Origin of the sequence: Streptococcus peroris ATCC 700780, assembly GCF_000187585.1 — a bacterium.
Classification (GTDB): Bacteria; Bacillota; Bacilli; order Lactobacillales; family Streptococcaceae; genus Streptococcus; species Streptococcus peroris.
The window spans coordinates 1,403,729-1,430,713 of the sequence record NZ_GL732463.1 but is presented as its reverse complement, the minus strand read 5'-3'; the positions used below and the strand labels follow the sequence as shown (position 1 = coordinate 1,430,713).

The following is a 26,985-nucleotide window of genomic DNA, read 5'->3' as shown; positions in this document are numbered from 1 at the left end:
TTGACCATGAGCGAGATTAAAATTATTAATGCTAAGAAAATTTACAATGATGTACCCGTTATCGAAAATTTAAATGTTACAATTCCTAAGGGGAGCCTTTTCACTCTCCTTGGGCCTTCAGGATGCGGGAAAACAACTTTGCTTCGTATGATTGCTGGATTCAACAGTATCGAAGGAGGAGAATTTTACTTCGATGATACCAAAATTAATAACATGGAACCTAGCAAACGAAATATTGGGATGGTTTTCCAAAACTATGCGATCTTCCCACATTTGACAGTGCGTGATAACGTAGCATTCGGACTCAAGCAAAAGAAAGTTCCGAAAGAGGAACTCATCAAACAAACAAATAAATACCTTGAGTTGATGCAGATTGCCCAGTACGCTGATCGTAAACCAGATAAACTTAGTGGTGGTCAGCAACAACGTGTTGCTCTAGCACGTGCCTTAGCTGTTAATCCAAGCGTTCTCCTCATGGATGAGCCCCTCAGTAACCTAGATGCCAAACTTCGTCTAGATATGCGTCAAGCCATTCGCGAAATCCAACACGAAGTTGGCATTACAACTGTCTATGTAACTCACGACCAAGAAGAAGCTATGGCCATTTCTGACCAAATCGCGGTTATGAAAGATGGTGTTATTCAACAAATTGGTCGTCCAAAAGAGCTATACCACAAGCCCGAGAACGAATTTGTCGCAACCTTTATCGGTAGAACAAACATAATCCCTGCTCGTTTAGAAAAGCAAGCTGATGGAGCTTACATCGTATTCGAAGACGGCTACTCTCTTCGTATGCCAGATCTTGACCAAGTTGAAGAACAAAATATTCGTGTCAGCATTCGTCCTGAAGAATTTATCCGTGATGAAAATGGCACAATCGATGGAACAATTACCGACAGCGTTTACCTTGGCTTGAATACTGAATACTTCATTGAAACAGGATTTGCTCCAAAACTTCAAGTGAGTGAAGAATCTACATTCGAAGAAGATTTAGAAAAAGGAAATCATGTTCGTTTACGTATCAATACTCAGAAACTCAATGTCTTCTCTGAAGATGGTTCTCGGAATCTCATAAAAGGAGTCAGCCATGGAGCGTAAAAAACTTAATATCTGGACTGCATCTTCCTTCTTCATTTTTCTTACATACTTAGTTTTCTTAGTCTACCCAATCGTGACTGTATTAAAACAAGCGTTGATACATGAAGGTAGTTTCTCTTTAGAAAATTTTGTAACATTCTTTAGTAAATCTTACTATTCTGAGACACTCATTAATAGTTTTAAGGTTTCTGTAACTGCCACAATCACTTCTGTCGTTGTTGGTACCTTGCTAGCTTATCTTTTTTCAATGTATGACTTCAAGGGAAAGAAATTTTTACAAATTTTGATTATCATCGCATCCATGTCAGCTCCCTTTGTAGGTGCCTATTCTTGGATTCTACTTCTTGGTAGAAACGGAGTTATCACAAAATTTCTAACCAACACACTACATTTGCCAGGCTTTGATATCTACGGCTTTAAAGGTATTGTACTTGTCTTTACACTCCAACTTTTCCCTCTCGTCTTCCTTTATGTAGCTGGAACTATGAAGAGTATTGACAATTCCCTCTTGGAAGCTGCGGAAAGCATGGGATCTTTTGGCTTTAAACGTATTGTAAAAGTCATTTTACCTCTTTTGGTCCCAACTTTATTAGCAGCAGCCCTACTGGTATTTATGAGAGCTTTCTCTGACTTTGGTACTCCAATGTTGATTGGAGAGGGATACCGTACCTTCCCAGTATTGATATATACTCAGTTTATTAGTGAAGTTGGAGGCAACTCAGCATTCGCATCTGCCTTAGCAATTATGGCTATTACAATCGCCCTTGCCATCTTCCTCATTCAAAAGTACATTTCAAATCGTTATAGCTTCAGTATGAACTCGCTTCATCCAATTGAACCTAAGAAAACGACAAAAGGAAAGATGGCTGCTATTTATGTGACTGTTTATGGCATTATCTTATTCTCTGTATTACCTCAAGTTTACTTGATTTATACATCATTCCTTAAGACATCAGGTATGGTATTTGTCAAAGGATACTCGTTAAACAGCTATAAGACCGCCTTTAGCCGCATGGGCTCTGCTATTTTCAATACCATTCGTATACCTCTATTTGCCTTGATTCTCGTTGTTGTCTTTGCGACCTTCATCTCATACCTTGCAGTTCGCAAGCGCAATCTATTTACGAATCTAATCGATAGTCTTAGTATGGTACCTTATATCGTGCCAGGAACCGTTCTTGGTATTGCCTTTATCTCTTCATTCAATACAGGTATCTTTGGAAGTGGCTTCCTTATGATTACAGGAACAGCCTTCATCTTGATTATGTCCTTATCTGTAAGGAGACTCCCTTATACCATTCGTTCTTCAGTAGCTAGCTTGCAACAGATTTCTCCAAGCATTGAAGAAGCTGCAGAAAGTTTAGGAAGTAGTCGTCTCAATACCTTTACTAAAATCACAACTCCAATGATGCTTTCAGGTATCATCTCAGGTGCAATCCTATCATGGGTAACAATGATCTCAGAACTGTCTACTTCGATTCTCTTATACAATGTTAAGACTAGAACAATGACCGTAGCTATCTACACTGAAGTACTTCGTGGAAATTATGGCGTGGCAGCTGCCTTGTCTACTATCCTCACTGTTTTGACAGTTACTTCACTGCTACTATTTATGAAAATTTCTAAAAACAATAGCATTACACTCTAGTTTTTCTCCTAAAAACAGCCAAGTTATTTATTGGCTGTTTTTTATTTTATAGTCTCTTACTAAGTTGATTCTTAATAAATAATATTAATGCACGTTAGTGCTTTTTATGGTAGAATATAGGAAAGTGCTTTCTCAGAAGGAGGAAAATATGGACAAACAAACCATCGCTGTTTTAGGGCCTGGTTCTTGGGGTACGGCACTGTCACAAGTTCTTAATGACAATGGACACCAAGTGCGTATCTGGGGAAATATTCCTGACCAAATTGATGAAATTAATACACAACATACTAACAAACGCTATTTTAAAGATACTGTATTAGACGAAAAGATTGTTGCCTACCATGATTTAGCAGAAGTCTTGAAGGGTGTTGATGCTGTCTTGTTTGTTGTGCCAACCAAGGTGACCAGATTGGTAGCTCAACAAGTGGCTGCTGTTTTGGATCATAAAGTGGTGATCATGCATGCTTCAAAAGGACTCGAACCAAATAGTCATAAACGTCTTTCAACTATTCTAGAAGAAGAAATCCCTGAAGCATTGCGTAGTGATATTGTGGTTGTCTCTGGTCCTAGCCATGCGGAAGAAACGATTGTACGCGACATTACCTTGATTACGGCCGCATCCAAAGATTTACAAGTCGCTCAGTATGTTCAGACACTCTTTAGTAACCACTACTTCCGTCTTTATACCAATACAGATGTGATTGGAGTGGAAACAGCTGGTGCTCTTAAAAATATCATCGCAGTAGGTGCAGGGGCCCTTCATGGACTTGGCTTTGGAGATAATGCAAAGGCAGCGATTATCACGCGAGGTCTTGCAGAAATCACTCGTCTGGGAGTTAAACTTGGAGCAAATCCATTAACTTACAGTGGTCTTTCTGGAGTTGGAGATTTAATCGTTACCGGAACTTCTGTCCACTCACGTAACTGGCGAGCTGGAGATGCTCTTGGTCGTGGCGAAGCCTTGGCAGATATAGAAGCAAATATGGGCATGGTCATCGAAGGAATTTCAACAACCAAAGCTGCTTACGAATTGGCACAAGAGCTTGACGTTTACATGCCAATCACCTCAGCCATTTACCAAGTTATTTATAAAAATGTTAATATTAAAGATGCCATTTCTGAACTCATGAACAATGAGTTCAAATCAGAAAACGAGTGGTCTTAATCACCGTTAGAAAGGATGCTCATGAAGCAAAAAGTAAGAAAAGCTGTTATCCCTGCTGCGGGACTTGGAACTCGTTTCCTACCAGCAACCAAAGCCTTGGCAAAAGAAATGTTGCCAATCGTGGATAAACCAACAATCCAGTTCATTGTTGAAGAAGCTCTTAAATCTGGGATTGAGGATATTCTTGTGGTAACAGGGAAGTCAAAACGCTCTATCGAAGACCACTTTGACTCAAACTTTGAACTAGAATACAACCTCAAAGAAAAAGGAAAAACAGATCTTTTGAAACTAGTTGATGAAACGACTGGTATGCGCCTTCACTTCATCCGTCAAACACACCCACGTGGACTCGGAGATGCAGTTTTACAAGCCAAAGCTTTCGTTGGGAACGAACCGTTTGTAGTGATGCTTGGAGATGATCTCATGGATATCACGGATGATAATGCCGTTCCACTGACCAAGCAACTCATGAATGATTATGAGGAAACTCATGCTTCTACTATCGCAGTGATGCCTGTCCCACATGATGAAGTTTCTGCCTATGGTGTCATCGCTCCTCAAGGCGAAGGGAAAGATGGTCTTTACAGCGTTGAAACCTTCGTTGAGAAGCCTGCACCTGAAGATGCACCTAGTGATTTAGCTATCATCGGTCGTTACCTTCTCACACCTGAGATTTTCGGTATCCTTGAAAATCAAAAACCAGGTGCCGGAAACGAGATTCAATTGACTGATGCTATTGACACTCTAAACAAGACACAACGTGTATTTGCTCGCGAGTTTAAAGGCTCACGTTATGATGTTGGAGATAAGTTTGGATTTATGAAAACTTCCATCGAATACGCCCTCAAACATCCTCAAGTCAAGGATCACTTGAAAGACTACTTGATTGATCTTGGAAAAGAGCTTTCAGAAGAAAAATAATCAATGAAACCAGGTTCAAAGTGTACCTGGTTTTTTTGTTGCTTAAGCGCCTCCAATCCTAGTTTCATACTAATCTCTTGCAATAGATTCTTTTATGGTATAATAAGAAGAAGTGAGGAAAGAAATGAAGAATAAATTGTTAGAATTTAAAGAAAAAGGACTGGCTTTCCTTCAGTCTCTAAAAGCAAAACTAAAAAACATAGATTTAGGCAAAATTGGTCGTAAAACTTCTAAGAATAAAAAACAAGCTAATACCAATTTCTGGACAATCTTTGCCAATATCTTACTGGGTATCAAGGCAACCTTTAATACCCTATTTATCATCGCCTTCATTGGAGGACTGTTAGGGGCTGGGATTGTGTTCGGTTATGCAGTTTCTCTATTTGACAAAGTAAGCGTCCCTCAAACAGAAGATTTGCTCAAACAAGTAAACGATATTTCATCCATTTCTGAGATTCGTTATGCTGACGGATCGATGATTGGGGCTGTCGAAAGTGATCTTCTTCGAACATCTATTGCATCAGATGCTATTTCAGAAAATCTCAAGCAAGCTATCGTTGCAACTGAGGATGAACACTTTGCAGATCACAATGGTGTAGTCCCTAAAGCAGTCATTCGTGCCAGTCTAGGAAATTTTATCGGGCTTGGTTCTTCGAGTGGTGGATCTACTCTGACACAACAGCTCATCAAACAACAAGTAGTTGGTGACGCTCCTACACTTGCTCGTAAGGCTAGTGAAATTGTGGATGCCTTGGCTTTAGAGAGAGCAATGAGCAAGGACGAAATCTTGGCAACCTATCTCAATGTCGCTCCTTTTGGTCGTAACAATAAAGGTCAAAATATCGCCGGAGCTCAACAAGCAGCCAAGGGTATTTTCGGTGTTGATGCCAGTCAACTAACGATTCCGCAAGCAGCCTTTATAGCGGGCTTACCTCAAAGCCCTATCTCCTACTCACCTTATGAATCCACAGGTGAGCTAAAGAGTGAAGAGGACTTAGAACTTGGAATCAAGCGTTCCAAAGATGTTCTTTACAATATGTATAGAACAGGAGTTCTCAGTCAGGAAGACTATGAAACCTATAAAGCGTATGACATTAAAAAAGACTTCTTACCAGCAGAAAGTGTAAATGTAGCCACTAAAGGTTATCTCTACTTTACTGCACTTGATGAAGCGACTGACCTCATGTATGACTACTTGGTCAAAAAAGATAACGTTTCTGCCCAAGAACTCAAGAACGAATCCATTCAGAAATCTTATCGTGAATTAGCTGAAAAAGAAATTCAAAATGGCGGTTATCGTATTACAACTACGATTGATAAAGCCATTCATACGGCCATGCAAAACGCTGCGACAAACTATGGTTACCTTCTAAATGATAGTACTGGTCAACCTGAAGTTGGGAATGTTTTGATGGATAATAAAACAGGAGCCATCTTAGGATTTGTTGGTGGTCGCGATTACCAAAGCAACCAAAACAACCACGCCTTTGATACTAAACGTTCTCCTGCTTCTACTACAAAGCCCATCCTAGTCTATGGTATCGCTATTGACCAAGGCTTGATGGGAAGCGCAAGCATCTTATCAAACTATCCAACCAAATATTCCAACGGAAATCCTATCATGCATGTTAATAGCCCTGGAACAGCCATGATGCCACTTAAGGAAGCACTAAGTTATTCTTGGAATATTCCAGCCTATTGGACCTATCGTATGCTCCGTGAAAAAGGAGTTGATGTTCGCTCCTATATGGAAAAAATGGGGTATTACATTCCAGAATATGGCATCGAAAGTCTTCCCATGGGGGGAGGAATTGAAGTCACTGTAGCTCAGCATACTAACGGATATCAGACCTTAGCTAATAATGGTGTCTACCATAAAAAATACATGATTTCGAAAATCGAAAAAACCAATGGTGAGGTTATCTATGAGCACAAAGATGAACCTGTACAAGTATACTCTAAAGCCACTGCAACTATTATGCAGAGCCTACTGAGAGATGTTATTTCATCTCGATTAACTACAAGCTTCCAAAATGACCTTGCTTCCATCAATCCTAGACTAGCAAGTGCCGACTGGATCGGGAAAACTGGTACAACAAACGAAGAAGCCGATATGTGGCTCATGGTCTCAACTCCACGATTAACCCTTGGGGGTTGGGTTGGGCATGATGACAACAGCCCATTAGCCCAAGGTGCATACTACCGTAATGCTAAATATATGGCTCACCTTGTAAACGCCATTCAACAAGCTTCTCCTTCCGCTTGGGGCTCTGAGCGCTTCAATCTTGACTCAAGTGTCACTTCATCTCAAGTCCTCAAATCAACTGGTGAAAAACCTGGTAAGGTCACCATCAACGGTAAAGAGGTTGAAGTAACTGGAGAAACTGTAACGAGCTACTGGGCTAATAAAGCTGGTGCTCCAACAACTACCTACAAATTTGCTATTGGTGGTAGCGACTCTGATTACCAAAATGCTTGGAGTAGTATTTTGGGAAGCCTACCAAAATCATCAAATTCTAATAACAATAATTCAAACAATAGTAGTAATAATAGTAGTAGTAACAATAGCAACAGAAATAATAGTAACAACTCATCTTCAAATAGGCAACGACGTTAATCTTTCTATATGAATCAGTATCAAAAGAATATTTTTAAGGGAACCATATACTCCCTCCTATCCGGATTAATATGGGGTATTTGCGGTATTTTAGGAGAATTCTTCTTTACGCATTATCCAGTTTCCTCTGGTTGGATTACTTCCATGCGACTAAGTCTTGCAGGTGGTTTTGTACTCATCCTGTCTGGCTTTAAGCTCCGCTCCCAGTTATTCGACCTTTGGAGAAACTGGAAAAACTATCTGCCTTTTTTGGCTTATGCCATTTTAGGAATCTTCTCCGTTCAGTATTTCTTTTATCTTTGTGTAGAATACTCTAATGCGACAACCGCAACTATCCTCCAATTTATCAGTCCTATCTTCATTCTCATTTACAACCGTATTATCTACAAGAAAAAAGCTTCTAAAAAAGCAATCTTCTACGTTTTAACTGCGATGCTTGGGGTCTTTTTGATGGCTACCAAAGGCGATTTTTCTAAACTATCTATTACCCCTCTCGCTTTAGTAACGGGGCTCCTCAGCGCCCTTGGAGTTATGTTTAATGTCATCTTGCCCCAACCATTTGCTCAAAAATACGGTTTTGTACCAACTGTTGGCTGGGGTATGATGTTGGCTGGACTCTTTAGTAATATTCTCTACCCTGTTTATAGAATCAGCTTTCAGCTAGATTGGGCAAGCATCTTGATTTGTTTAATCATTGCATTTTTAGGAACAGCCTTTGCCTTCTTCCTATCCATGAAAGCCGTCTCACTCGTTTCCCCATTAGTAGTGTCAGTCGTCAGTGCTAGCGAACCTTTATCCTCTGCTATTCTCAGCGTTCTATTTCTAGGTTTAGTCCTGGATGGGTATCTGCTGCTAGCGATGATCTTGATTATTATCCCAATGATTTTCTTATCTATTGAAGAATCAAAAAACAAAATGAAAGAATCTTCTTTTAACACTTAAGGCTTCAAATTTGAAGCCTTTTTTGGTAGAATAGTAAGCATTACAAAGAGTGAGGAGATACCTATGACTGCAACAAAAATGAATGCACAAGAAATTATCCAATTTATCGCAAACGCTGAGAAAAAGACCAGCGTTAAAGTGACTTTTGAGGGAGAACTTGCCGGAGCCGTCCCTGCTTCTGTTATCAAGCTTGGAAATGTTCTCTTTGGAGACTGGAAAGATATTGCTCCCCTTCTTGAGGGACTAACAGAAAACAAGGACTACGTTGTTGAGCAAGACGCTCGCAACTCAGCAGTCCCTCTCCTTGATAAACGTGACATCAATGCTCGTATCGAACCAGGTGCCATCATCCGTGACCAGGTTGAGATTGGTGACAACGCTGTGATTATGATGGGAGCTGTTATCAATATTGGTGCAGAAATTGGTGCTGGCACTATGATTGATATGGGAGCTATTCTCGGTGGTCGCGCAATTGTTGGTAAAAATAGTCACGTGGGTGCAGGGGCTGTTCTTGCAGGAGTGATTGAACCAGCTAGTGCAGATCCTGTTCGTGTCGGTGACAATGTACTGATTGGTGCTAATGCTGTTGTTATCGAAGGAGTTCAAATCGGTAGTGGTTCTGTTGTCGCAGCAGGTGCTATCGTCACTCAAGACGTTCCAGAAAATGTTGTCGTTGCTGGTGTTCCAGCCCGCGTTATCAAACAAATTGATGCTCAAACGCAACAAAAGACAGCCCTAGAGGACGCCCTTCGTACCTTGTAACCATAAAAAGAGGCGGAAATATCCTAGCCTCTTTCTTCTATGTAGGAGGATATACATATATGTTAGATTTGATTCAAACTAGACGAGATTTACACCAGATTCCTGAGATTGGTTTAGAAGAGTTCGAAACGCAGGCTTATCTGCTCGATGTCATCAAAAAATTGATTGCTAGTAAGGACTTCGTAGAACTTCGGACTTGGCGAACAGGTATTTTGGTTTATCTACACGGAAGTCAACCAACTAAAACGATTGGCTGGCGTACAGACATTGATGGACTACCTGTCAATGAACAAACAGGATTGCCTTTTGCTTCCAAACACCAAGGTCGAATGCACGCTTGTGGGCATGATTTCCATATGACTATTGCTCTAGGAAGCCTAGAACGTGCTCTCGAAAAACAGCCAAAAAATAACCTCCTCTTTCTCTTTCAACCAGCCGAAGAAAATGAAGCTGGTGGAATGCTGATGTACAAGGCCCAGGCATTTGGCGACTGGCTACCAGACCAATTTTATGGTTTGCATGTGCGACCAGATTTAAAAGTCGGGCAAATTGCAACTAACACTCATACATTATTTGCAGGAACCTGTGAAATCAAGATTAACTTTAAGGGTAAGGGAGGGCATGCTGCCTTTCCACATGAAGCGAAGGATGCTGTGGTTGCTGCTAGTTATTTTATTACCCAAGTTCAATCAGTTGTTAGCCGAAGTGTCAATCCAATCGAGGGTGCCGTTGTAACCTTTGGTGTCTTGCAAGCTGGAACAACCAATAATGTAATTGCAGAAACCGCCTTTTTACACGGGACTATCCGCTCCCTAACTCAGGAGATGAGCCTATTAGTACAAAAAAGAGTTACAACCATTGCTGAAGCTGTCGCTGCTGCTTTTGATATGGATGTAGAGATTGAACTCAAGCAAGGAGGCTACCTCCCAGTAGAAAATAATCCTAAACTAGCTCGGGAATTAATGGACTTTTTCCAAGAAAAAGAAGGGGTTGAGTTGATTGATATCGAGCCTGCCATGACAGGTGAAGACTTCGGTTACTTACTTTCAAAGGTGGATGGCGTCATGTTCTGGCTTGGAATTGATAGTCCTTATGCCCTACACCACCCTCAGATGAGTCCTAAAGAAGAGGCACTCGCAATTGGTGTTGAAGCTGTATCAAGCTTTTTAGCAAAGAAAGCTGCGGAGTAAACTATGAAAAAAAGCTTACGCAAGCAGGTCTTACAAGAACTCAAGTCTCTATCTAAGGAAGAAAAGCAGAGAATGAACGATTGGCTCACAGAGCAGTTCTTTCAACATCCTTTTTATAAGGAAGCAAAAACCATTGCTACTTACCTGTCTTTTCCTCATGAATTTCAGACAGCTGAACTCATCAAACAAGCTCAAAAAGATGGGAAAGAAATCGTCATTCCAAAAACTTATCCCAAAGGGCAAATGGATTTTGTTGTTTATGAACCAGAGAAACTCGAAAGAAATTCTTTTGGACTTCTTGAACCGCAGGGGGAAGCTATTGTCTTTGAGCCCTCTCAGATTGACTTGATCCATGTTCCCGGTTTAGCTTTCAATCCTTCTGGTTATCGGGTTGGCTATGGTGGTGGCTACTACGACCGCTACTTGGAGCATTTTACTGGTCACACCATCAGCACACTTTATCTATGCCAAATCCAAGATTTTCAACCTGAGCACTACGATATTCCCGTTGAGGAGGTACTCATCTATGAAAGAGATTTTTGATCGCCGTTATCCCGTCACGAGCTTCTTTCTTTTTGTGACAAGCCTGGTTTTTATACTCATGTTTCTAACCAGTGGTTTCAACTACACAAGTGCAGCTACCTTATATCAATTTGGAGCCGTTTATCCACCTGCTATTAAGGCCATGCCTGAACAAATCTGGCGCTTATTTTCAGCAACCTTTGTCCACATCGGCTTAGAGCACTTTTTTATCAATATGCTGTCCCTTTACTTTCTAGGACGTCAGATGGAACAAATCTTTGGCTCCAAGCAGTTTTTCTTTATCTATCTTCTATCAGGTATGATGGGAAATCTCTTTGTCCTAGTTTTTAGTCCTAATGCCATTACTGCAGGTGCTTCAACTGCGCTCTACGGAATGTTCGCATCCATTGTCATTCTTCGTTATGCTACACGCAATCCCTATCTTCAACAGCTTGGCCAATCTTATCTCTCTCTTTTAATCATCAACCTAGTAGGTAGTATTTTAATACCTGGCATCAGTCTTGCTGGACATGTCGGGGGAGCTGTCGGGGGAGCATTACTGGCTATTGTCTTCCCAGTTCAAGGAGAACGAAAGATTTACAGCCCAGTTCAACGCGGTTTAGCAACCCTAGGTTTTATCGCTTTATCAGTCTTGCTACTCTACATTGGGTTATTTTAAAATCTGCATAAAAGCCATTGACCTGTCTCTCCTAGGGACTATCAATGGTTTTTATGTTCGGTAATTTCAGTTTCTTATTAACTTAGTTGATACAAAAAAACAAGGCAAAAACGAATTTGTCTTGTTTTTTCTTCTGATTACAAATTTTATTTATTGGCTAGGATTTCAAGGGTTTCAAGCAAGTTATCAGCGTGAACTTCAATCGTATCTCCTGTCGCCTTTATTTTGACTTCTACAATGCCTTCAGCTGCTTTCTTCCCAACAGTGATACGGATTGGCAAGCCAATTAAATCGCTATCGCTGAATTTAACACCGACACGTTCGTTACGGTCATCTGTCAAGACTTCGTAGCCTTTATTAACCAAGGCTTCTTCGATATGATTTGTCAATGCAAGACTTGCTTCATCCTTGACATTAACTGGAATCAAGTGCACATCGAATGGTGCCAATTCTTTAGGGAAATTGATTCCCCAAGCGTAACGGTATTCACCTTTAGGGGTTTTGTTCACAAAGAGACGAGCGTGTTGTTCCATGACTGCTGAAAGGAGACGACTAACACCGATACCGTAGCAGCCCATGATGATTGGCACAGCACGACCATTTTCATCCAAGACATCTGTACCCATGCTTGCTGAGTAACGAGTACCCAGTTTAAAGATGTGGCCAATCTCGATACCACGCGCAAAGTTGAGAACACCTTGTCCATCTGGAGAAATTTCGCCCTCACGAACTTCACGGATATCGACATATTCTGCAGTAAAGTCACGACCTGGGTTGACACCAGTCAAGTGGTAGCCATCTTCATTGGCACCAACGACAGCATTGCGGCTATCTTGTACCTTGCGATCTGCGATAATTTTGACATTTTCAGGTAGACCAACTGGTCCAAGAGATCCAAAGTCTGCTCCCAACAATTCTTTCACTTCTGCCTCAGTTGCAGGTTCCAAGAAATCTGCTCCAAGGTAATTTTTCAACTTGACTTCATTGAGTTGGTCATTGCCGACAAGTAGGGCCACAACTGGTTCCTCATCTGCGATATAAACCAAGGTTTTAATTGTTTGGTCTTCAGAGATGTTCAAGAAGGCAGCGACTTCATCAATCGATTTGACACCTGGTGTTTCCACGCGAGTCACTTGATCTTCAGTCACAACACGGTTGCTTGGTTTGTACTCGTTCGTTGCCATTTCCAAGTTAGCTGCATAGCTGGATTCACTTGAGTAGGCAATGGTATCTTCCCCAGAAACCATCCATTTGAGCAATTCTGCCTTGATTTCTTCTTGCACTTCAGAAGGAATCTCGTCAAATGATGCAACAGACTTGTCCAAGACAACCCAACGGTCAAGGTCACTACGGGCAGGTGTGATAGCCATAAATTCTTGGCTATCCTCACCACCCATAGCTCCACCATCACCGATGATGGCTTTGAAGTCCAAGCCACTACGAGTAAAGATTCGTTCATATGCTGCCTTGTATTCATCATAAGTCACATCCAAGCTGTCGTAGTTAGCGTGGAAGCTATAACCGTCTTTCATGATGAATTCACGCGTACGAAGAAGTCCATTACGTGGACGTTTTTCATCACGGTATTTAGGCTGGATTTGATACAAGTTCAATGGTAATTGCTTGTAAGACTTAACAGAATCACGGACAATCGCCGTAAAAGTTTCTTCGTGAGTTGGTCCCAAGATAAAGTCGGATGACTCACGATTTTTCAATTTATAAAGATCTTCACCATAAGTTTCGTAACGACCAGATTCACGCCAAAGGTCTGCACTGAGAAGGGCTGGCACCAACATCTCAACTGCACCAATCTTGTCAAACTCCTGACGCATAATCTTTTTAGCTTTTTCGATAACACGGTTAGCAAGTGGCAAGTAAGAATAAACACCTGCTGATACTTGACGAACATAACCCGCACGCAACATAAGGGCGTGACTGATAACTTGAGCATCGCTTGGCATTTCGCGAAGCGTTGGGATTAGCATTTTACTTTGTTTCATATTTTTCCTCTAATTCTTAAAAGAAGGTCCGCATGATGTCGTTCCAGGTAACAGCGAGCATCAAGACAACCATAATGGCAACTCCAACCAGAGTGACATAGGTTTCAATTTCTTGTTTCAATGGTTTGCGGCGGATAGCTTCGATGATGTTGAGCACGATTTTTCCACCGTCTAGTGCCGGAATCGGAATTAAGTTGAAAATTCCTATATTAATAGAAATCATGGCTAAAAAGTACAAGACATTTTCAAGTCCATTCTTAGCAGCATCACTACTAGCTTTAAAGATAGCAACTGGCCCACCCAATTTATTCAAATCTGGATGGAAAATCAAGCTTTTCAAAGCACTCAAGATACGTAAAGCTGAATCCGCTGCAGTCGTAAAGCCACCAACAAACATAGACCAAATATCTGTTTTGAGTCCTGGCTGCACACCGAGTAAGTAGCGCCCCTGATTTTCAACAGGTGTCACACTGACTTGCTTTTCAGTTCCATTTTCAGAGACTGTCACATCCAAAACTGGTGCTGTTTTCTCCTTGGTCTCTGCTTCCACTGCCTCAATCAAATCTTGCCAGTTACTAATTTCGTGTGAACCGACTTTGGTGATTTTTGCCGTATTGTCAACACCGGCCTTAGCAATCGCGCTATCAGGGATAATACTAAAGTTATTGCTTTGTGTATCTCGGACACCACCTTGCATAAAAATCAAAATCCAGAAGACGATAACTCCTAGGATAAAGTTATTCATTGGTCCTGCAAAATTGGTCATCAGTTTGCCCCAGACCGTCGCATTTTGATATTGAACGTCTAGCGGAGCAATACGAACCTCCGTCCCATCCGCTTCTACAATCGTTGCATCATGATCTACGGAAAAAGTTTTTTCCTCTTCCAAGACCAGACCTGTGATAAAGAGTTTATCCTCGAAATCATACTGGGTTACCTGCATAGGAAGGGCCGTCTGGTCGACTTTCTTGCCAGACAGATTGATACACTTCACCTTGCCATCATCGGCCAAAGTCAAACTAACAGGAGTTCCTGTCTTAATCTCTGTAGTATCCTCGCTCCAACCCGCCATGCGGACATAACCACCCAATGGCAGAAGACGAATCGTGTAGGCGGTCCCATCTTTTCCGATATGGGCAAAGATTTTTGGACCCATTCCAATGGCAAATTCACGAACTAGAATTCCAGACTTCTTAGCAAAGTAAAAATGTCCGAACTCGTGAACCACCACGATAATTCCAAAAACAAGGATAAAAGTTAGTAATCCTATCATTTAATATCTATTCACCTTTCTTTAAAATAAGCCAAAGAGGTGCATAATTGGGAAAACTGCTAGCATAGAGTCAAATCGATCCAAGACACCACCATGACCTGGGATAAAGATTCCTGAATCCTTAACCCCAAAATGGCGTTTCATGGCACTCTCAATCAAATCACCCAATTGACCTGCAATACTAAAGAAAATAGCAAAGAGCATCATTTTGTAAATGCCATAAGGAAGAGCTACTGTTCTATCCACTAACATAAAGATAAGTGTGACAAGCATGGCAGCTACAATTCCTCCAAAAGCTCCTTCAATTGATTTATTAGGAGAAACTCTTGGTGCCAATCTTCTCTTTCCAAAATTCATTCCTACTAGGTAGGCACCACTATCTGTTGCCCACACAATAAAGAGAGCCAAGAGCGCTTTATCCATTCCTGCTATTCGAGCATCAAGTAAAGCATTAAAGCCAAAACCAACATAGAAACTCATGGCAATTGGATAAGCAGCATCCTCAATCGTGTAGTCTTTACTGAAGACAGTCGCTCCTAGCATGATAAATATCACGACACTGTATGCGACAACATTCCCATCTACGGGTAAAAAGGTCAGATAGTTTTCCAAGGGAATGGTTAATACGAAAGTTGCTAGCAGGGTCAACAATCCCTCAGGGGTCATGATATTTAACCCTTTCATCTGAAGCAACTCACGAACTCCAAGCATGGCTAGGATCCCCATCACTATCTGAAGCCAAAGCCCTCCAACCATCAAGAGTGGAATAAAGATAGCTAGGGCTAGAGCGGCAAATACTGTCCTTTTTATTAAGTCCTTTTTCATAATTTTCCTAAACTCCTCCAAATCGACGGTTACGACGATTGAACTCTGCAATAGCCTCCTTCAAAGCTTGCTCGTCGAAATCCGGCCACAAGACATCCGTGAAATAAAGTTCACTGTAGGCTGCCTGCCATGGTAAAAAATTGCTCAAGCGAAGCTCACCACTAGTTCGAATAATCAAATCTGGGTCACGAAACTCTCTAGGTAAATGGCCTGTAAAGAGATAGTCTCCGATCAGTTCTTCATCAATGTCTGCTGAACTTATCTTGCCGTCCGAAACTTCCTCCGCAATCAACTTAAGAGCTTGCGTAATCTCAGCTCGTCCACCATAATTGAGGGCAAAGTTAAGAATCAAACCTGTGTTCAACTTGGTCAACTCTTCTGCCTTTTTCAGAGCATTAAAAGTCTGTTTAGGCAAGCGGTCAGTTTCCCCAATCATTTGAATCTTCATGTTCTTTTGGTGCAACTCAGGAACGTACTTATCATAAAACTCAACCGGTAAATTCATGATAAACTTAACTTCTTGATCCGGACGAGTCCAGTTTTCAGTTGAAAAGGCATAAACAGTCATGACCTTGACTCCCATGTCACTAGCTGCAATGGCTACCTTTCTCAAAGCATCCATTCCAGCTTTATGACCAAAAACTCGTGGTTGCATCCGTTTTTTAGCCCAACGCCCATTCCCATCCATGATAACTCCAATATGAGCTGGTACTACCGCTGGTGTCTCTATAACTTTATCTTTTTTTAAAAATCCAAACATGATTGTATTCCTATTCAAAAATCTATCGTTTCATTATACCATATTTTTCGCTTTTCTTCTATCATCTTTTCTTATTCTAGGACGGTTTTTCTATAGGGATTCTGTGTTTTCAAACTAACAAGTCTTGCATTTCTCAAAGAAAGTTGATACAATAAAATGTAAAGATTTATCCTTGATCAGTTACAGGGGTTTTTTATTGAAAGGATTTTATCATGGTAAAAAAACTACAACGTAAAAAACAATTACGAAATAGTCTTCGTCGTTCAGGTGCATTTTCAAACGCTGTAAACAAGGTTGTCGAAGAAACAAAAAAAGTTGTGAAACATGCTGAAAAAGCAGCAAACAACGCAGGTAAAGTTGTCTCTAAACAAGTTGAAAAAACTGTAGAAGCAACTAAAGAACAAGCGCAAAAAGTGGCAGATTCAGCAGAAGACTTTGCAGCTAAACTAGGTCTCCCACTTGACCGTGTCAAGACTTTCTACGAAGAAGGAATCAAATCTACTGCTGATTTCAAAAACTGGACTGAAAAAGAACTTCTTTCACTTAAAGGTATCGGACCAGCTACTATCAAGAAATTAAAAGAAAACGGCATCAAGTTCAAGTAACCTTTATTGCCTCTTGTAATTTCCACAAAAACTTTTTAAAGTATGCCCATTAGAGGTGTTTTGAATCCCACATTTTACAGAAAGTGGCGGTGCTGAGAAGTCCATAAATGTGTCAAAACTGGTTGCTAATGGATGAAAAATTGAAATAAAAATGTCTTTTTGTTTTAAAGACGAGAGATGCGGGCATCTGCCCGAAATTGGGTGGTACCGCGGATAAACACATTCGTCCCTGTCAGATTGATGACAGGGGCGATTTTTTTGCAACTCTAGGCAAAGGAGGTTGTCATGAAACAATCTTTTAAAACAAGTAAGCTCTACTTTGGTTTTCCTATCTTTATCTTGGGGTATCAGGACCAGAACTTTGGACACAATATAACGACCTGCAGCTCCTCATATAGTCTAGGAGATTGGTTAGTCATTGGGGTTGGTGCTGAGGAAAATGCGGCTGACCAGATTAAGCATTATCGACAGTTTACTGTGAACATTCCTGATGAAAACTTCATGCTGGAGATGGAGCAGGCTGGTTTTATCAGCCATCGGGAAAAGTTAAAACACCTAGGGCTTGACTACGAAATTTCTGTACGGACTCAGGCCCCGATTTTAGAGGCATGTCCAGTCGTATTGGACTGTCAGGTAGATCGGATTATCGAGGAAGATGGCATCTGCCATATCTTTGCCAAGATTCTCGAGCGACTGGCTGATCCTGAGCTCTTGGACGATAAAGAGCATTTTAAAAATGACCGCTTTGCGCCGACTTACTTTATGGGGGACGGCCACCAGCGCGTTTATCGTTATCTGGACGACCGAGTCGATCCCATGGGAAGTTTTATTAAGAAAGCGAGAAAAAAAGATGACAAGAACTGAATTACCTGAACGAATAGAGACTGAGCGACTTGTCTTGCGAGTCCGTACAGTGGCGGATGCCGAGGATACCCATGCCTATGCTAGTCTCCCAGAAGTTTCTTACCCAGCGGGCTTTCCGCCCGTTAAGACCTTGGAAGATGAGATTTACTATCTGGAGCACATTCTTCCTGAGCGCAATCAAAAGGACAAGCTCCCAGCTGGTTACGGCATTGTGGTCAAAGGGACGGATAAGATCATCGGCTCTGTTGATTTCAACCATCGTCACGAAGACGATGTATTGGAAATTGGCTATACCTTGCACCCAGACTATTGGGGACGAGGCTATGTGCCCGAAGCAGCGCGTGCTTTGATTGATTTAGCTTTTAAAGAACTGGAGCTTCATAAGATTGAACTAACTTGTTTTGGCTACAATACCCAAAGTCAACGAGTTGCAGAGAAGCTTGGATTTACCCTTGAAGCTCGCATAAGGGATCGCAAAGATGCCCAAGGAAACCGCTGTGATGATTTGATATATGGCTTGCTGAAGAGTGAGTGGGAAATTTAGTAATGAAAAGAGATGAATAATGGCAAAAAAAGAAGTAAATACTGATTTATGGGTTCATGAACTCTTGAAAGAAGCCGGAATCCGTGAAAATTTTGATGCGCAGGGAAGTAATGTTAGAGAGATTAATGACGCTCTAAAAACTGCCTCGAAAAAAGGGACTGGAAATTCAGGCTTCCCAGAATACGTTGGAATTGTTAAAGACTTCTTAATCATTATTGAAGATAAACCTGGATTATCAAAACATATCAATTATACAGATGATGATTTAATTGCTGATGATACTAAATCAAACACAGACTACGCAGTAAACGGAGCGGTCTTTTATGCTAAGCATTTAGCAGATAAGGTTAGTTACAAAAAAATCATTGCTGTTGGAATTAGCGGTAATGAAAAAAAACACCGCATTACTCCTGTTTTTGTAAATGAACGTGGTGAATATTTTGAACTTGCGGATATCGAGACCCTGATTTCCTTTTCAATAGATAATATTGATGAGTATTACGTAAAAGAGATTCTTCAAGAAGAAACCAATTTTGAAAAAGAAACTGCTGAGATTTTAAAAGATGCAGCGACTTTACATAATGATTTGAGAAATTACGGAAATATTGAGGAAAAAAACAAACCTCTGATTGTTTCAGGAATTCTGTTAGCATTGAGAGAAACTGAGCATGGAAACTTCTCTCTGGAAAGTTTAACTGGAGATACTGTAAAAACAGACGGCTCAAAGATATATGCTGCCATTAAAGCTAATCTTCAGCGTGCTAATGTATCTCCCGAAGTTAAAAAAGATAAATTACTTAGTCAGTTTGCCATCATCAAAGACGATGTGAAAATTAATGAAAAAAATGCTAATCTAGGTAAAACGCCTATCAAACATTTCACAGAATTTCTTTATAAAAGTATCTATCAAAGTTTAAGATATAATAGTTCTGCCGAAGATTATCTTGGCCGTTTTTACGGAGAATTCATGTCTTATTCTGGAGGAGACGGCCAGAACCTAGGTATTGTTTTAACACCAAAACATATTACAGAACTATTTTGTGATTTAGTCGATTTAAAGCCGACGGATAAGGTTTTTGATCCGACTTGCGGTACAGCAGGATTCCTAATCGCCGCTATGCATGATATGTTAACAAAAGCAGAAAATGATTCTCAACGTGACCAAATTCGGAAACATCAGCTCTTCGGGATTGAAGAACAATCTTATATGTTTACAATTGCTACGACAAATATGATATTACGCGGTGATGGGAAAAGTAACCTTGAAAACCAAGACTTTCTACGCCAAAATCCTAGCAAACTTCAGTTAAAACAATGCAACGTTGGTATGATGAATCCGCCGTATTCAATGGGTTCGACAGCCAATACCGAACTATATGAAATCAACTTTACAGAGCACCTGTTAAATTCTTTAGTCGAAGGTGCTAAGGCAGTTGTCATTGTTCCTCAGTCCACTTTTACAGGAAAGACCAAGTTTGAAAAAGAAGCTAAACAAAATATTTTAAAACATCATACTTTAGAAGGTGTTATCACACTTAATAAGAATACCTTTTATGGCGTAGGAACAAATCCTTGTATTGCAGTATTTACAGCTGGTATACCACATCGTCTAGAAAAAGAATGCAAATTTATCAACTTTGAAAATGATGGTTTTGAAGTTTCTAAACATATTGGCCTGGTTGAAACAGCCACAGCTAAAGATAAAAAGCAACACTTGCTTGATGTTTGGTTTGATCGCACGGAAGCAGAAACTAAGTTCTGTGTTCAAACAACGATTGAGGCAGATGACGAATGGCTTCACTCTTTCTATTACTTTAATGATGAAATTCCTTCTGAGGAAGATTTTCAAAAGACCATTGCAGATTACCTCACTTTTGAAGTCAATATGATTACTCATGGCCGAGGTTATCTTTTTGGAATAGAAGAAAAAGAGAATTATCAAGAAAATACCGATATTGAGGAACTTCCGATGGTAGCGGAAAAAGGTGACAAGTATGAATGAAATTTCTAATTTTGTCCTTTATACGACACCTAATGGTGATGTTAATTTAGATATTCTATTACAAGATGAAAATCTTTGGTTGACACAAAAAGGGATTTCTGACTTGTTCGGAGTTTCTAAATCAACGGTTAGTCACCATTTATCAAATATTTATAGTGATGGCGAGTTAGATAAGCTGGCAACTGTTCGAAAATTTCAAACAGTTCAAAAAGAGGGTAGTAGAGTGGTTCAGCGCGAATTAGAGTATTACAATCTTGATGCCATTATATCCGTTGGTTATCGCGTAAATTCAACTAAGGCGACACAATTTCGAATTTGGGCAACGAATACCTTAAAAGAATTTATTATTAAGGGGTTCGTACTTGATGATGAGCGACTTAAACAAGGGCAAACGGTCTTTGGTCAAGATTACTTCCGTGAACTCTTAGAGCGAATCCGTTCCATCCGTGCCAGTGAACGCCGTATTTATCAGCAAATAACCGATATTTTTGCGGAATGCGCTATTGACTACGATAGAAATTCTGAAATCACTAAGAATTTCTATGCTATGGTGCAGAACAAGTTTCATTTTGCTATTACAGGTAATACCGCTGCTGAGATAATTTATCATAAGGCAGATGCTGATAAGAATCAAATGGGGCTAACGACCTGGAAGAATGCACCAGATGGAAGAGTACTGAAGTCGGATGTGACAGTTGCTAAGAATTATTTGCAAGAAACCGAAATCCGTCAACTAGAGCGTACCGTAACCTCTTACTTCGACTATATTGAAGGTTTGGTTGAGCGACGCAATACCTTTACCATGCAATCTTTGGCGGAAAGCATTGACCGCTTCCTTTCTTTTAATGAATATGAAATTCTAGAAGGAAAAGGATCCATTTCTAAAAAAGAGGCAGATGAGAAAGCCAGTCAAGAATATGAGAAATTCAACCGCACCCAGAAAATCGTATCGGATTTTGACAAGCAAATCAAAAAACTAATGGCAGGTAACAAAGATGAGTAAGTTAAAATTGACGGATGTTGAGTGGGGAGAGTTTAAAGTAAAAGATATTTTTGAAGTAACTAATTCAAAACCTTACCATAAAAATAATATTAAAATCACTAAAAAGGGTATACCATATATTACAAGAACATCTTTTAACAATGGCTTAGAGGAAATAGTTGAAAATATAAATGTTCATAAAAATCCTAAAAATACTATAAGCCTCGGAGCTGAAAATGCAGATTTCTTTTACCAGTCAGTGGAGTATATTACTGGAAATAAAATGTATATTATCCAAAATGATAATATTTCCAAAAACGTAGGGATATTTTTGGTTCAATCTTTTAGAAATAGTATAAAAGACTGTGGTTTTGGATATGGAAAAGGTCTGACAGGAACTAGATTCAAAGAAAGAATCGTAATTTTGCCGATGGATTCCCAAGGTCAGCCCAACTGGCAGTTCATGGAAGACTACATCAAGCAAGAACAGAAACAACAAGCTCAGAAAATCATTGATTATTATGAGCGTAAATTGGTTGAACTAGCTGGAGATGTGGTAGGACTAGACAAAGTAGAATGGAAAACATTTAAGCTAGGAGACATTTTTGATTTAGTTACAAAAAGCAGTAAAGGACTTAATCATTTAGAAAAAAATACATCTGATGGGATTAGCTACGTTGGAGCAACTAATCGCAATAATGGTGTTTTGGATTTTGTGAAGCGAAAAGAAAATCTTATATATTCTGGGAATGCTATTGCTTTCATTCGTAACGGCGAAGGTTCAATGGGGTATAGTGTCTATAAAAAAGAAGACTTTATTGCATCACAAGATATAACAGTGGGATATAATCAGTATCTGAATGAATATAATGCTAAGTTTATAACTACAATAGCTGATCAAGTTAGAGGGAAATATAATTTTGGATATAAACGAAACCAAGAAAGATTGAAGCGAGAAACTCTAGTACTTCCTTCCGATGAAGAGGGAAACCCTGATTTCCAATATATGTCTGACTTTGTGAAAAAATTAGAACTTGATAAAGCCCAAGAAGTGCTCGAATATATATATATATATCAGAATGATGAACATTCTTGAAGAAAAAGTTTGTGAAATTTCTTGGAAAGATTTCTGGATTGAGGATGTTTGTGAGATTAAATCCGGTGTCCGTTTGACAAAAGCCAATCAAGAAATTGGATTGAGACCATTTGTAGGTGCTAGCGATAGCGAAAATGGGGTTACATCCTTTGTATCTAATAAAAATAAAAGTCTTAATGCAAATGTGCTCGGTGTAAATTACAATGGTAGCGTCGTTGAAAATTTCTATCATCCCTACGAAGCCATTTTTTCTGATGATGTCAAACGATTGAAATGGAAAGATGAAATATACGGAAATAAATATACCTATCTTTTCTTGAAACAAATGATTCTGTCGCAAAAAATCAAGTATGCCTATGGTTATAAATTCAATGGCGAACGCATGAAACGTCAAAAGATTATGTTACCAGTTACTAAAACTGGATTGCCAGATTATGACTATATGACTTCTTATATGCAAAAACAAGAGTTAGAACAAATTTTTAAGATATTGAACTACTTAAACAAGGAGAAAAAATAATGTCTAAAGAACTTTCACCAAAATACAATCCAGCCGAGGTTGAGGCTGGTCGTTACCAAAAATGGCTTGACGAAGATGTTTTCAAGCCTTCAGGCGATCAAAAGGCGAAGCCTTATTCTATCGTCATTCCACCACCAAACGTAACTGGGAAACTTCACCTGGGTCACGCTTGGGATACGACTTTGCAAGATATCATCATTCGTCAAAAACGCATGCAAGGTTTCGATACGCTTTGGCTTCCAGGGATGGACCATGCTGGGATTGCTACTCAAGCCAAGGTTGAAGCTCGTTTGGCCGAAAGTGGTATTTCGCGTTATGACCTCGGTCGTGAAAAATTCCTTGAGAAAGTCTGGGAATGGAAAGATGAGTATGCGTCTACCATCAAGCAACAATGGGGCAAGATGGGAATTTCAGTGGATTACTCTCGTGAACGTTTCACTCTTGACGAAGGCTTGTCAAAAGCGGTTCGTAAGGTCTTTGTAGATTTGTATAAAAAAGGCTGGATTTACCGTGGTGAATTTATCATCAACTGGGATCCAAAAGCCCGTACAGCCCTTTCTGATATCGAGGTTATTCACAAGGATGTAGAAGGTGCCTTCTACCACATGAACTACATGTTGGAAGACGGTTCACGTGCCCTTGAGGTGGCGACTACTCGTCCTGAAACGATGTTTGGGGATACTGCTGTAGCGGTTAACCCAAATGACGAACGTTATAAAGATTTGATTGGTAAAAATGTTATCTTACCAATCTTGAACAAGCCAATCCCAATCGTTGGCGATGAACACGCAGACCCTGAATTTGGTACTGGTGTGGTTAAAATCACGCCTGCCCATGACCCTAATGACTTCTTGGTTGGTCAACGCCATAATCTTCCACAAGTCAACGTCATGAATGATGATGGTACCATGAATGAATTGGCTGGCGAATTCAAGGGTATGGACCGCTTTGAAGCACGTAAAGCTGTTGTCAAGAAATTGGAAGAAATCGGTGCCCTTGTTGAAATCGAAAAGATGACTCACTCAGTTGGTCACTCAGAGCGTACAGGTGTCCCCGTTGAACCACGTTTGTCTACACAATGGTTCGTTAAGATGGACCAATTGGCCAAAAATGCCATTGCTAACCAAGATACAGAAGACAAGGTAGAATTCTACCCCCCTCGTTTCAACGATACCTTCCTCCAATGGATGGAAAATGTCCACGACTGGGTGATCTCTCGTCAGCTCTGGTGGGGTCACCAAATCCCTGCTTGGTACAATGCTGAAGGTGAAATGTACGTCGGAGAAGAAGCTCCAGAAGGTGACGGATGGACTCAGGATGAAGATGTCTTGGATACTTGGTTCAGCTCTGCCCTTTGGCCATTCTCAACCATGGGCTGGCCTGATGTGGACTCAGAAGACTTCAAACGCTACTTCCCAACTTCAACCCTTGTAACAGGTTACGACATTATCTTCTTCTGGGTATCTCGCATGATCTTCCAATCCTTGGAATTCACTGGCCGTCAGCCATTCCAAAACGTCCTTATCCACGGTCTTATTCGTGACGAGCAAGGACGCAAGATGTCGAAATCTCTCGGTAACGGGATTGACCCGATGGATGTTATCGAGAAATATGGTGCTGATGCTCTTCGTTGGTTCCTTTCAAACGGTTCTGCACCAGGACAAGACGTGCGCTTCTCTTACGAGAAAATGGATGCTTCATGGAACTTCATTAACAAAATCTGGAACATCTCTCGCTACATCCTCATGAACAATGAAGGTTTGACTCTTGAGCAAGCAACAGCTAATGTCGAAAAAGTGATTAAGAAGGAAGCTGGCAATGTCACAGACCGCTGGATTCTCCACAACCTCAATGAAACCATCGGCAAAGTCACTGAAAACTTTGACAAGTTTGAGTTTGGTGTAGCTGGACACATCCTCTACAACTTCATCTGGGACGAATTTGCGGACTGGTACGTTGAGTTAACCAAGGAAGTCCTTTACAGCGATAACGAAGAAGAGAAAGTTATCACACGTTCTGTTCTCCTTTACACTTTGGACAAGATCCTTCGTCTCCTCCACCCAATCATGCCATTCGTGACAGAGGAAATCTTTGGACAAATCTCAGAAGGCTCTATCGTAACAGCAGCATACCCAACTGTTAATCCAGCCTTTGAAGACCTTGCGGCTCACACAGGTGTCGAAAGCCTCAAAGACTTGATTCGTGCCGTTCGTAATGCGCGTGCGGAAGTAAACGTAGCTCCAAGCAAGCCTATCACCATTCTTGTTAAGACTAGCGATAGCAACTTGGAAGCCTTCTTTAATAGCAATGTCAACTACATCAAACGCTTCACAAATCCAGAACACTTGGAAATCGCATCAAACATTCCTGCACCTGAACTCGCAATGTCAAGCGTCATCACAGGAGCAGAAATCTACTTGCCACTGGCAGACCTCCTCAATGTCGAAGAAGAATTAGCTCGTCTCGACAAAGAACTCGCTAAATGGCAAAAAGAACTGGATATGGTTGGTAAGAAACTCTCTAACGAACGCTTCGTAGCCAATGCCAAACCAGAAGTCGTCCAAAAAGAACGCGACAAACAAGCCGACTACCAAGCTAAGTACGACGCGACCGTCGCACGGATTGATGAGATGAAGAAGTTGGTGAAATAGTGGCTGAAGATTACGGAAAATATAAATCGTGGTTTAATCAACCATTGAATATATTAGAGTCAAAAGACTCAAACGATGATTATTTGAATAATAATTTCAAAATGATTGATTATTATCAGGAAATATATCATGATGGGATTGTAATAGATGAACTGATTAATAAATTAAAACAAGGTCAATTTGATAGTTTAAGTATTATTGATTTAAATAGATTTAGAATATTCCTAGATGCAGTATTGTTAACTTTCAATAATGAGAAGGTTTATAATGTTTATTTGAAAGACAAATTTGCCTTTCAACCATTTTTTGACAGATTGAATGATTCAACACTCTTCATACGAGAACGTCAATTTTTAGAAAATTATAAGAAGTATTTGAATAATCTTTTCAAAATACGCATTGATAAATTTAATTCATTTTTTTACTCACTAGATGGGGAAGACAGGCGAGTTTGGGATCAATTCAAGATAGTAAGAAATGCTTTCTCACATATGCAATATGGCTTTTATGCAAGTGACTCTACGGGGTTTCTAAGTAATTTTTCGATTTATAATCACGATAATGGACAAACTAAAGAAATTGGATTTGTTTTTGAACCAATTTTGCATCTTTTTATTCAGCAATTTTTTTCAAATTATAGTTTCTCAGGAGTTCCATACAAACATACTTGGTTTGAATTAAATCAAGAGAATGGGCTGATTAATTTTAATCAGGTAACTCTTTCAGATAAAGTTAATACTAAATTTTCAGGGTTTCAAAAAGATCATTTCATGAATCAATTTACTAGTATTATACAATCTGGAGATAAGACAACTATAGATAATTTTTTGAATAACAATTCTTTTAATCGTAAAATAATTTCTATTTCGCATGACGAGATTGAGCAAAAATGTTTGTTTTACTTGCAAGAAAAAAATCATAAACTTAATGATCCGATTCATTTTTTCGAGTCAATAAAGTTTTTATTTGACTTTGAAACGGAGTTTTCTAATTTTTTAGTTCATCTAATTCAATTAAACGATAGACTAATAGACTATTTAAGGGATAGAAAGTTAGGTATTAATAGAATCAATGAAATTTTTAAAAGTATTGACGAATTAACTGAGGATGAAAATAAGTTCTTGTGTTTTAGGTATTCTTTCGATTTATTAAGAATGTTTAATATCTCGTCTCGATTAGAGGATGATGATTTACCTAAAATTCAGATACCTGAAATCAGTATAAAAGGAATATACATACAAAATCCTTTGGCTTTATATGATTACTATAAAAAAATAAGATTCGTCTTCAATTACACTCACACTATGACTTGAGATCCA

23 protein-coding genes are annotated in these 26,985 nt (G+C 39.9%); 19 read left to right on the top strand and 4 right to left on the bottom strand.

Annotated elements, in window-relative coordinates; all coding sequences use genetic code 11:
- Nucleotides 1–6: 6 nt before the first annotated feature.
- From HMPREF9180_RS08905 to HMPREF9180_RS08860, 10 genes are all read left to right on the top strand, one after another.
- Nucleotides 7–1,098 carry an ABC transporter ATP-binding protein gene (locus HMPREF9180_RS08905; RefSeq protein WP_004250611.1) on the top strand — a complete coding sequence of 364 codons (1,092 nt, stop codon included), beginning with the start codon at nucleotides 7–9 and terminating at the stop codon, nucleotides 1,096–1,098.
- Nucleotides 1,088–2,746, top strand: a complete 1,659-nt coding sequence (locus tag HMPREF9180_RS08900; protein ID WP_006146204.1) for an ABC transporter permease — start codon at nucleotides 1,088–1,090, stop codon at nucleotides 2,744–2,746. The genes HMPREF9180_RS08905 and HMPREF9180_RS08900 overlap by 11 nt, the downstream gene beginning before the upstream one ends.
- Nucleotides 2,747–2,894: 148 nt before the next feature.
- The gene (locus tag HMPREF9180_RS08895) at nucleotides 2,895–3,911 is read left to right on the top strand and encodes an NAD(P)H-dependent glycerol-3-phosphate dehydrogenase (protein ID WP_025168756.1); all 1,017 of its coding nucleotides are present in this window, start codon (nucleotides 2,895–2,897) and stop codon (nucleotides 3,909–3,911) included.
- A gap of 21 nt (nucleotides 3,912–3,932) precedes the next feature.
- Nucleotides 3,933–4,832: a UTP--glucose-1-phosphate uridylyltransferase GalU gene (gene galU, locus HMPREF9180_RS08890; RefSeq protein WP_025168755.1), complete on the top strand. Its 900-nt coding sequence runs from the start codon at nucleotides 3,933–3,935 to the stop codon at nucleotides 4,830–4,832.
- A gap of 124 nt (nucleotides 4,833–4,956) precedes the next feature.
- Entirely contained in the window at nucleotides 4,957–7,449 is a 2,493-nt protein-coding gene (gene pbp1b, locus HMPREF9180_RS08885; protein ID WP_006146201.1) for a penicillin-binding protein PBP1B, read from the top strand.
- 9 nt (nucleotides 7,450–7,458) lie between these two features.
- A complete protein-coding gene (locus tag HMPREF9180_RS08880) occupies nucleotides 7,459–8,391 on the top strand; it encodes a DMT family transporter (RefSeq protein ID WP_006146200.1) in 933 nt (310 codons plus the stop codon).
- 63 nt (nucleotides 8,392–8,454) lie between these two features.
- Nucleotides 8,455–9,153: a 2,3,4,5-tetrahydropyridine-2,6-dicarboxylate N-acetyltransferase gene (gene dapD / locus HMPREF9180_RS08875; RefSeq protein ID WP_006146199.1), complete on the top strand. Its 699-nt coding sequence runs from the start codon at nucleotides 8,455–8,457 to the stop codon at nucleotides 9,151–9,153.
- Between the two features lie 59 nt (nucleotides 9,154–9,212).
- On the top strand, nucleotides 9,213–10,343 hold the full coding sequence (locus HMPREF9180_RS08870) for an N-acetyldiaminopimelate deacetylase (RefSeq protein ID WP_006146198.1): 1,131 nt from the start codon (nucleotides 9,213–9,215) through the stop codon (nucleotides 10,341–10,343).
- A gap of 3 nt (nucleotides 10,344–10,346) precedes the next feature.
- Nucleotides 10,347–10,886, top strand: a complete 540-nt coding sequence (locus HMPREF9180_RS08865) for a 5-formyltetrahydrofolate cyclo-ligase (protein WP_006146197.1) — start codon at nucleotides 10,347–10,349, stop codon at nucleotides 10,884–10,886.
- Nucleotides 10,870–11,544: a rhomboid family intramembrane serine protease gene (locus HMPREF9180_RS08860; RefSeq protein WP_006146196.1), complete on the top strand. Its 675-nt coding sequence runs from the start codon at nucleotides 10,870–10,872 to the stop codon at nucleotides 11,542–11,544. Before HMPREF9180_RS08865 ends, HMPREF9180_RS08860 begins: the two co-directional genes overlap by 17 nt.
- Nucleotides 11,545–11,690: 146 nt before the next feature.
- On the opposite strand, the gene HMPREF9180_RS08855 is transcribed toward HMPREF9180_RS08860, so the two are convergent.
- Genes HMPREF9180_RS08855 through HMPREF9180_RS08840 form a run of 4 tightly spaced genes read right to left on the bottom strand, consistent with a single transcriptional unit; the run spans nucleotide 11,691 to nucleotide 16,402 of the window.
- Complete coding sequence (locus HMPREF9180_RS08855) at nucleotides 11,691–13,544, bottom strand: proline--tRNA ligase (RefSeq protein ID WP_006146195.1); 1,854 nt, start codon at nucleotides 13,542–13,544, stop codon at nucleotides 11,691–11,693.
- Between the two features lie 16 nt (nucleotides 13,545–13,560).
- Nucleotides 13,561–14,817: an RIP metalloprotease RseP gene (gene rseP, locus HMPREF9180_RS08850; protein WP_006146194.1), complete on the bottom strand. Its 1,257-nt coding sequence runs from the start codon at nucleotides 14,815–14,817 to the stop codon at nucleotides 13,561–13,563.
- Between the two features lie 21 nt (nucleotides 14,818–14,838).
- A complete protein-coding gene (locus tag HMPREF9180_RS08845) occupies nucleotides 14,839–15,642 on the bottom strand; it encodes a phosphatidate cytidylyltransferase (protein WP_006146193.1) in 804 nt (267 codons plus the stop codon).
- A gap of 7 nt (nucleotides 15,643–15,649) precedes the next feature.
- On the bottom strand, nucleotides 15,650–16,402 hold the full coding sequence (locus HMPREF9180_RS08840) for an isoprenyl transferase (RefSeq protein ID WP_006146192.1): 753 nt from the start codon (nucleotides 16,400–16,402) through the stop codon (nucleotides 15,650–15,652).
- Nucleotides 16,403–16,614: 212 nt separating this feature from the next.
- Between HMPREF9180_RS08840 and HMPREF9180_RS08835 the strand changes: the two genes are divergently transcribed.
- The 9 genes from HMPREF9180_RS08835 (at nucleotide 16,615) to HMPREF9180_RS08795 (ending at nucleotide 26,979) form a co-directional block, all read left to right on the top strand.
- Nucleotides 16,615–17,007 carry a helix-hairpin-helix domain-containing protein gene (locus tag HMPREF9180_RS08835; protein WP_006146191.1) on the top strand — a complete coding sequence of 131 codons (393 nt, stop codon included), beginning with the start codon at nucleotides 16,615–16,617 and terminating at the stop codon, nucleotides 17,005–17,007.
- Between the two features lie 285 nt (nucleotides 17,008–17,292).
- Nucleotides 17,293–17,871, top strand: a complete 579-nt coding sequence (locus HMPREF9180_RS08830) for a flavin reductase family protein (RefSeq protein ID WP_006146190.1) — start codon at nucleotides 17,293–17,295, stop codon at nucleotides 17,869–17,871.
- Nucleotides 17,858–18,415: a GNAT family N-acetyltransferase gene (locus HMPREF9180_RS08825; protein WP_006146189.1), complete on the top strand. Its 558-nt coding sequence runs from the start codon at nucleotides 17,858–17,860 to the stop codon at nucleotides 18,413–18,415. Before HMPREF9180_RS08830 ends, HMPREF9180_RS08825 begins: the two co-directional genes overlap by 14 nt.
- 19 nt (nucleotides 18,416–18,434) lie before the next feature.
- Nucleotides 18,435–20,417: an HsdM family class I SAM-dependent methyltransferase gene (locus tag HMPREF9180_RS08820; RefSeq protein ID WP_006146188.1), complete on the top strand. Its 1,983-nt coding sequence runs from the start codon at nucleotides 18,435–18,437 to the stop codon at nucleotides 20,415–20,417.
- Complete coding sequence (locus HMPREF9180_RS08815; RefSeq protein ID WP_006146187.1) at nucleotides 20,410–21,420, top strand: virulence RhuM family protein; 1,011 nt, start codon at nucleotides 20,410–20,412, stop codon at nucleotides 21,418–21,420. The genes HMPREF9180_RS08820 and HMPREF9180_RS08815 overlap by 8 nt, the downstream gene beginning before the upstream one ends.
- A complete protein-coding gene (locus HMPREF9180_RS08810) occupies nucleotides 21,413–22,495 on the top strand; it encodes a restriction endonuclease subunit S (protein ID WP_006146186.1) in 1,083 nt (360 codons plus the stop codon). The genes HMPREF9180_RS08815 and HMPREF9180_RS08810 overlap by 8 nt, the downstream gene beginning before the upstream one ends.
- Nucleotides 22,479–23,015: a restriction endonuclease subunit S gene (locus HMPREF9180_RS08805; RefSeq protein ID WP_006146185.1), complete on the top strand. Its 537-nt coding sequence runs from the start codon at nucleotides 22,479–22,481 to the stop codon at nucleotides 23,013–23,015. The genes HMPREF9180_RS08810 and HMPREF9180_RS08805 overlap by 17 nt, the downstream gene beginning before the upstream one ends.
- A complete protein-coding gene (locus HMPREF9180_RS08800; protein ID WP_006146184.1) occupies nucleotides 23,015–25,666 on the top strand; it encodes a valine--tRNA ligase in 2,652 nt (883 codons plus the stop codon). Before HMPREF9180_RS08805 ends, HMPREF9180_RS08800 begins: the two co-directional genes overlap by 1 nt.
- On the top strand, nucleotides 25,666–26,979 hold the full coding sequence (locus HMPREF9180_RS08795) for a hypothetical protein (protein WP_006146183.1): 1,314 nt from the start codon (nucleotides 25,666–25,668) through the stop codon (nucleotides 26,977–26,979). The genes HMPREF9180_RS08800 and HMPREF9180_RS08795 overlap by 1 nt, the downstream gene beginning before the upstream one ends.
- Nucleotides 26,980–26,985 lie beyond the last annotated feature (6 nt).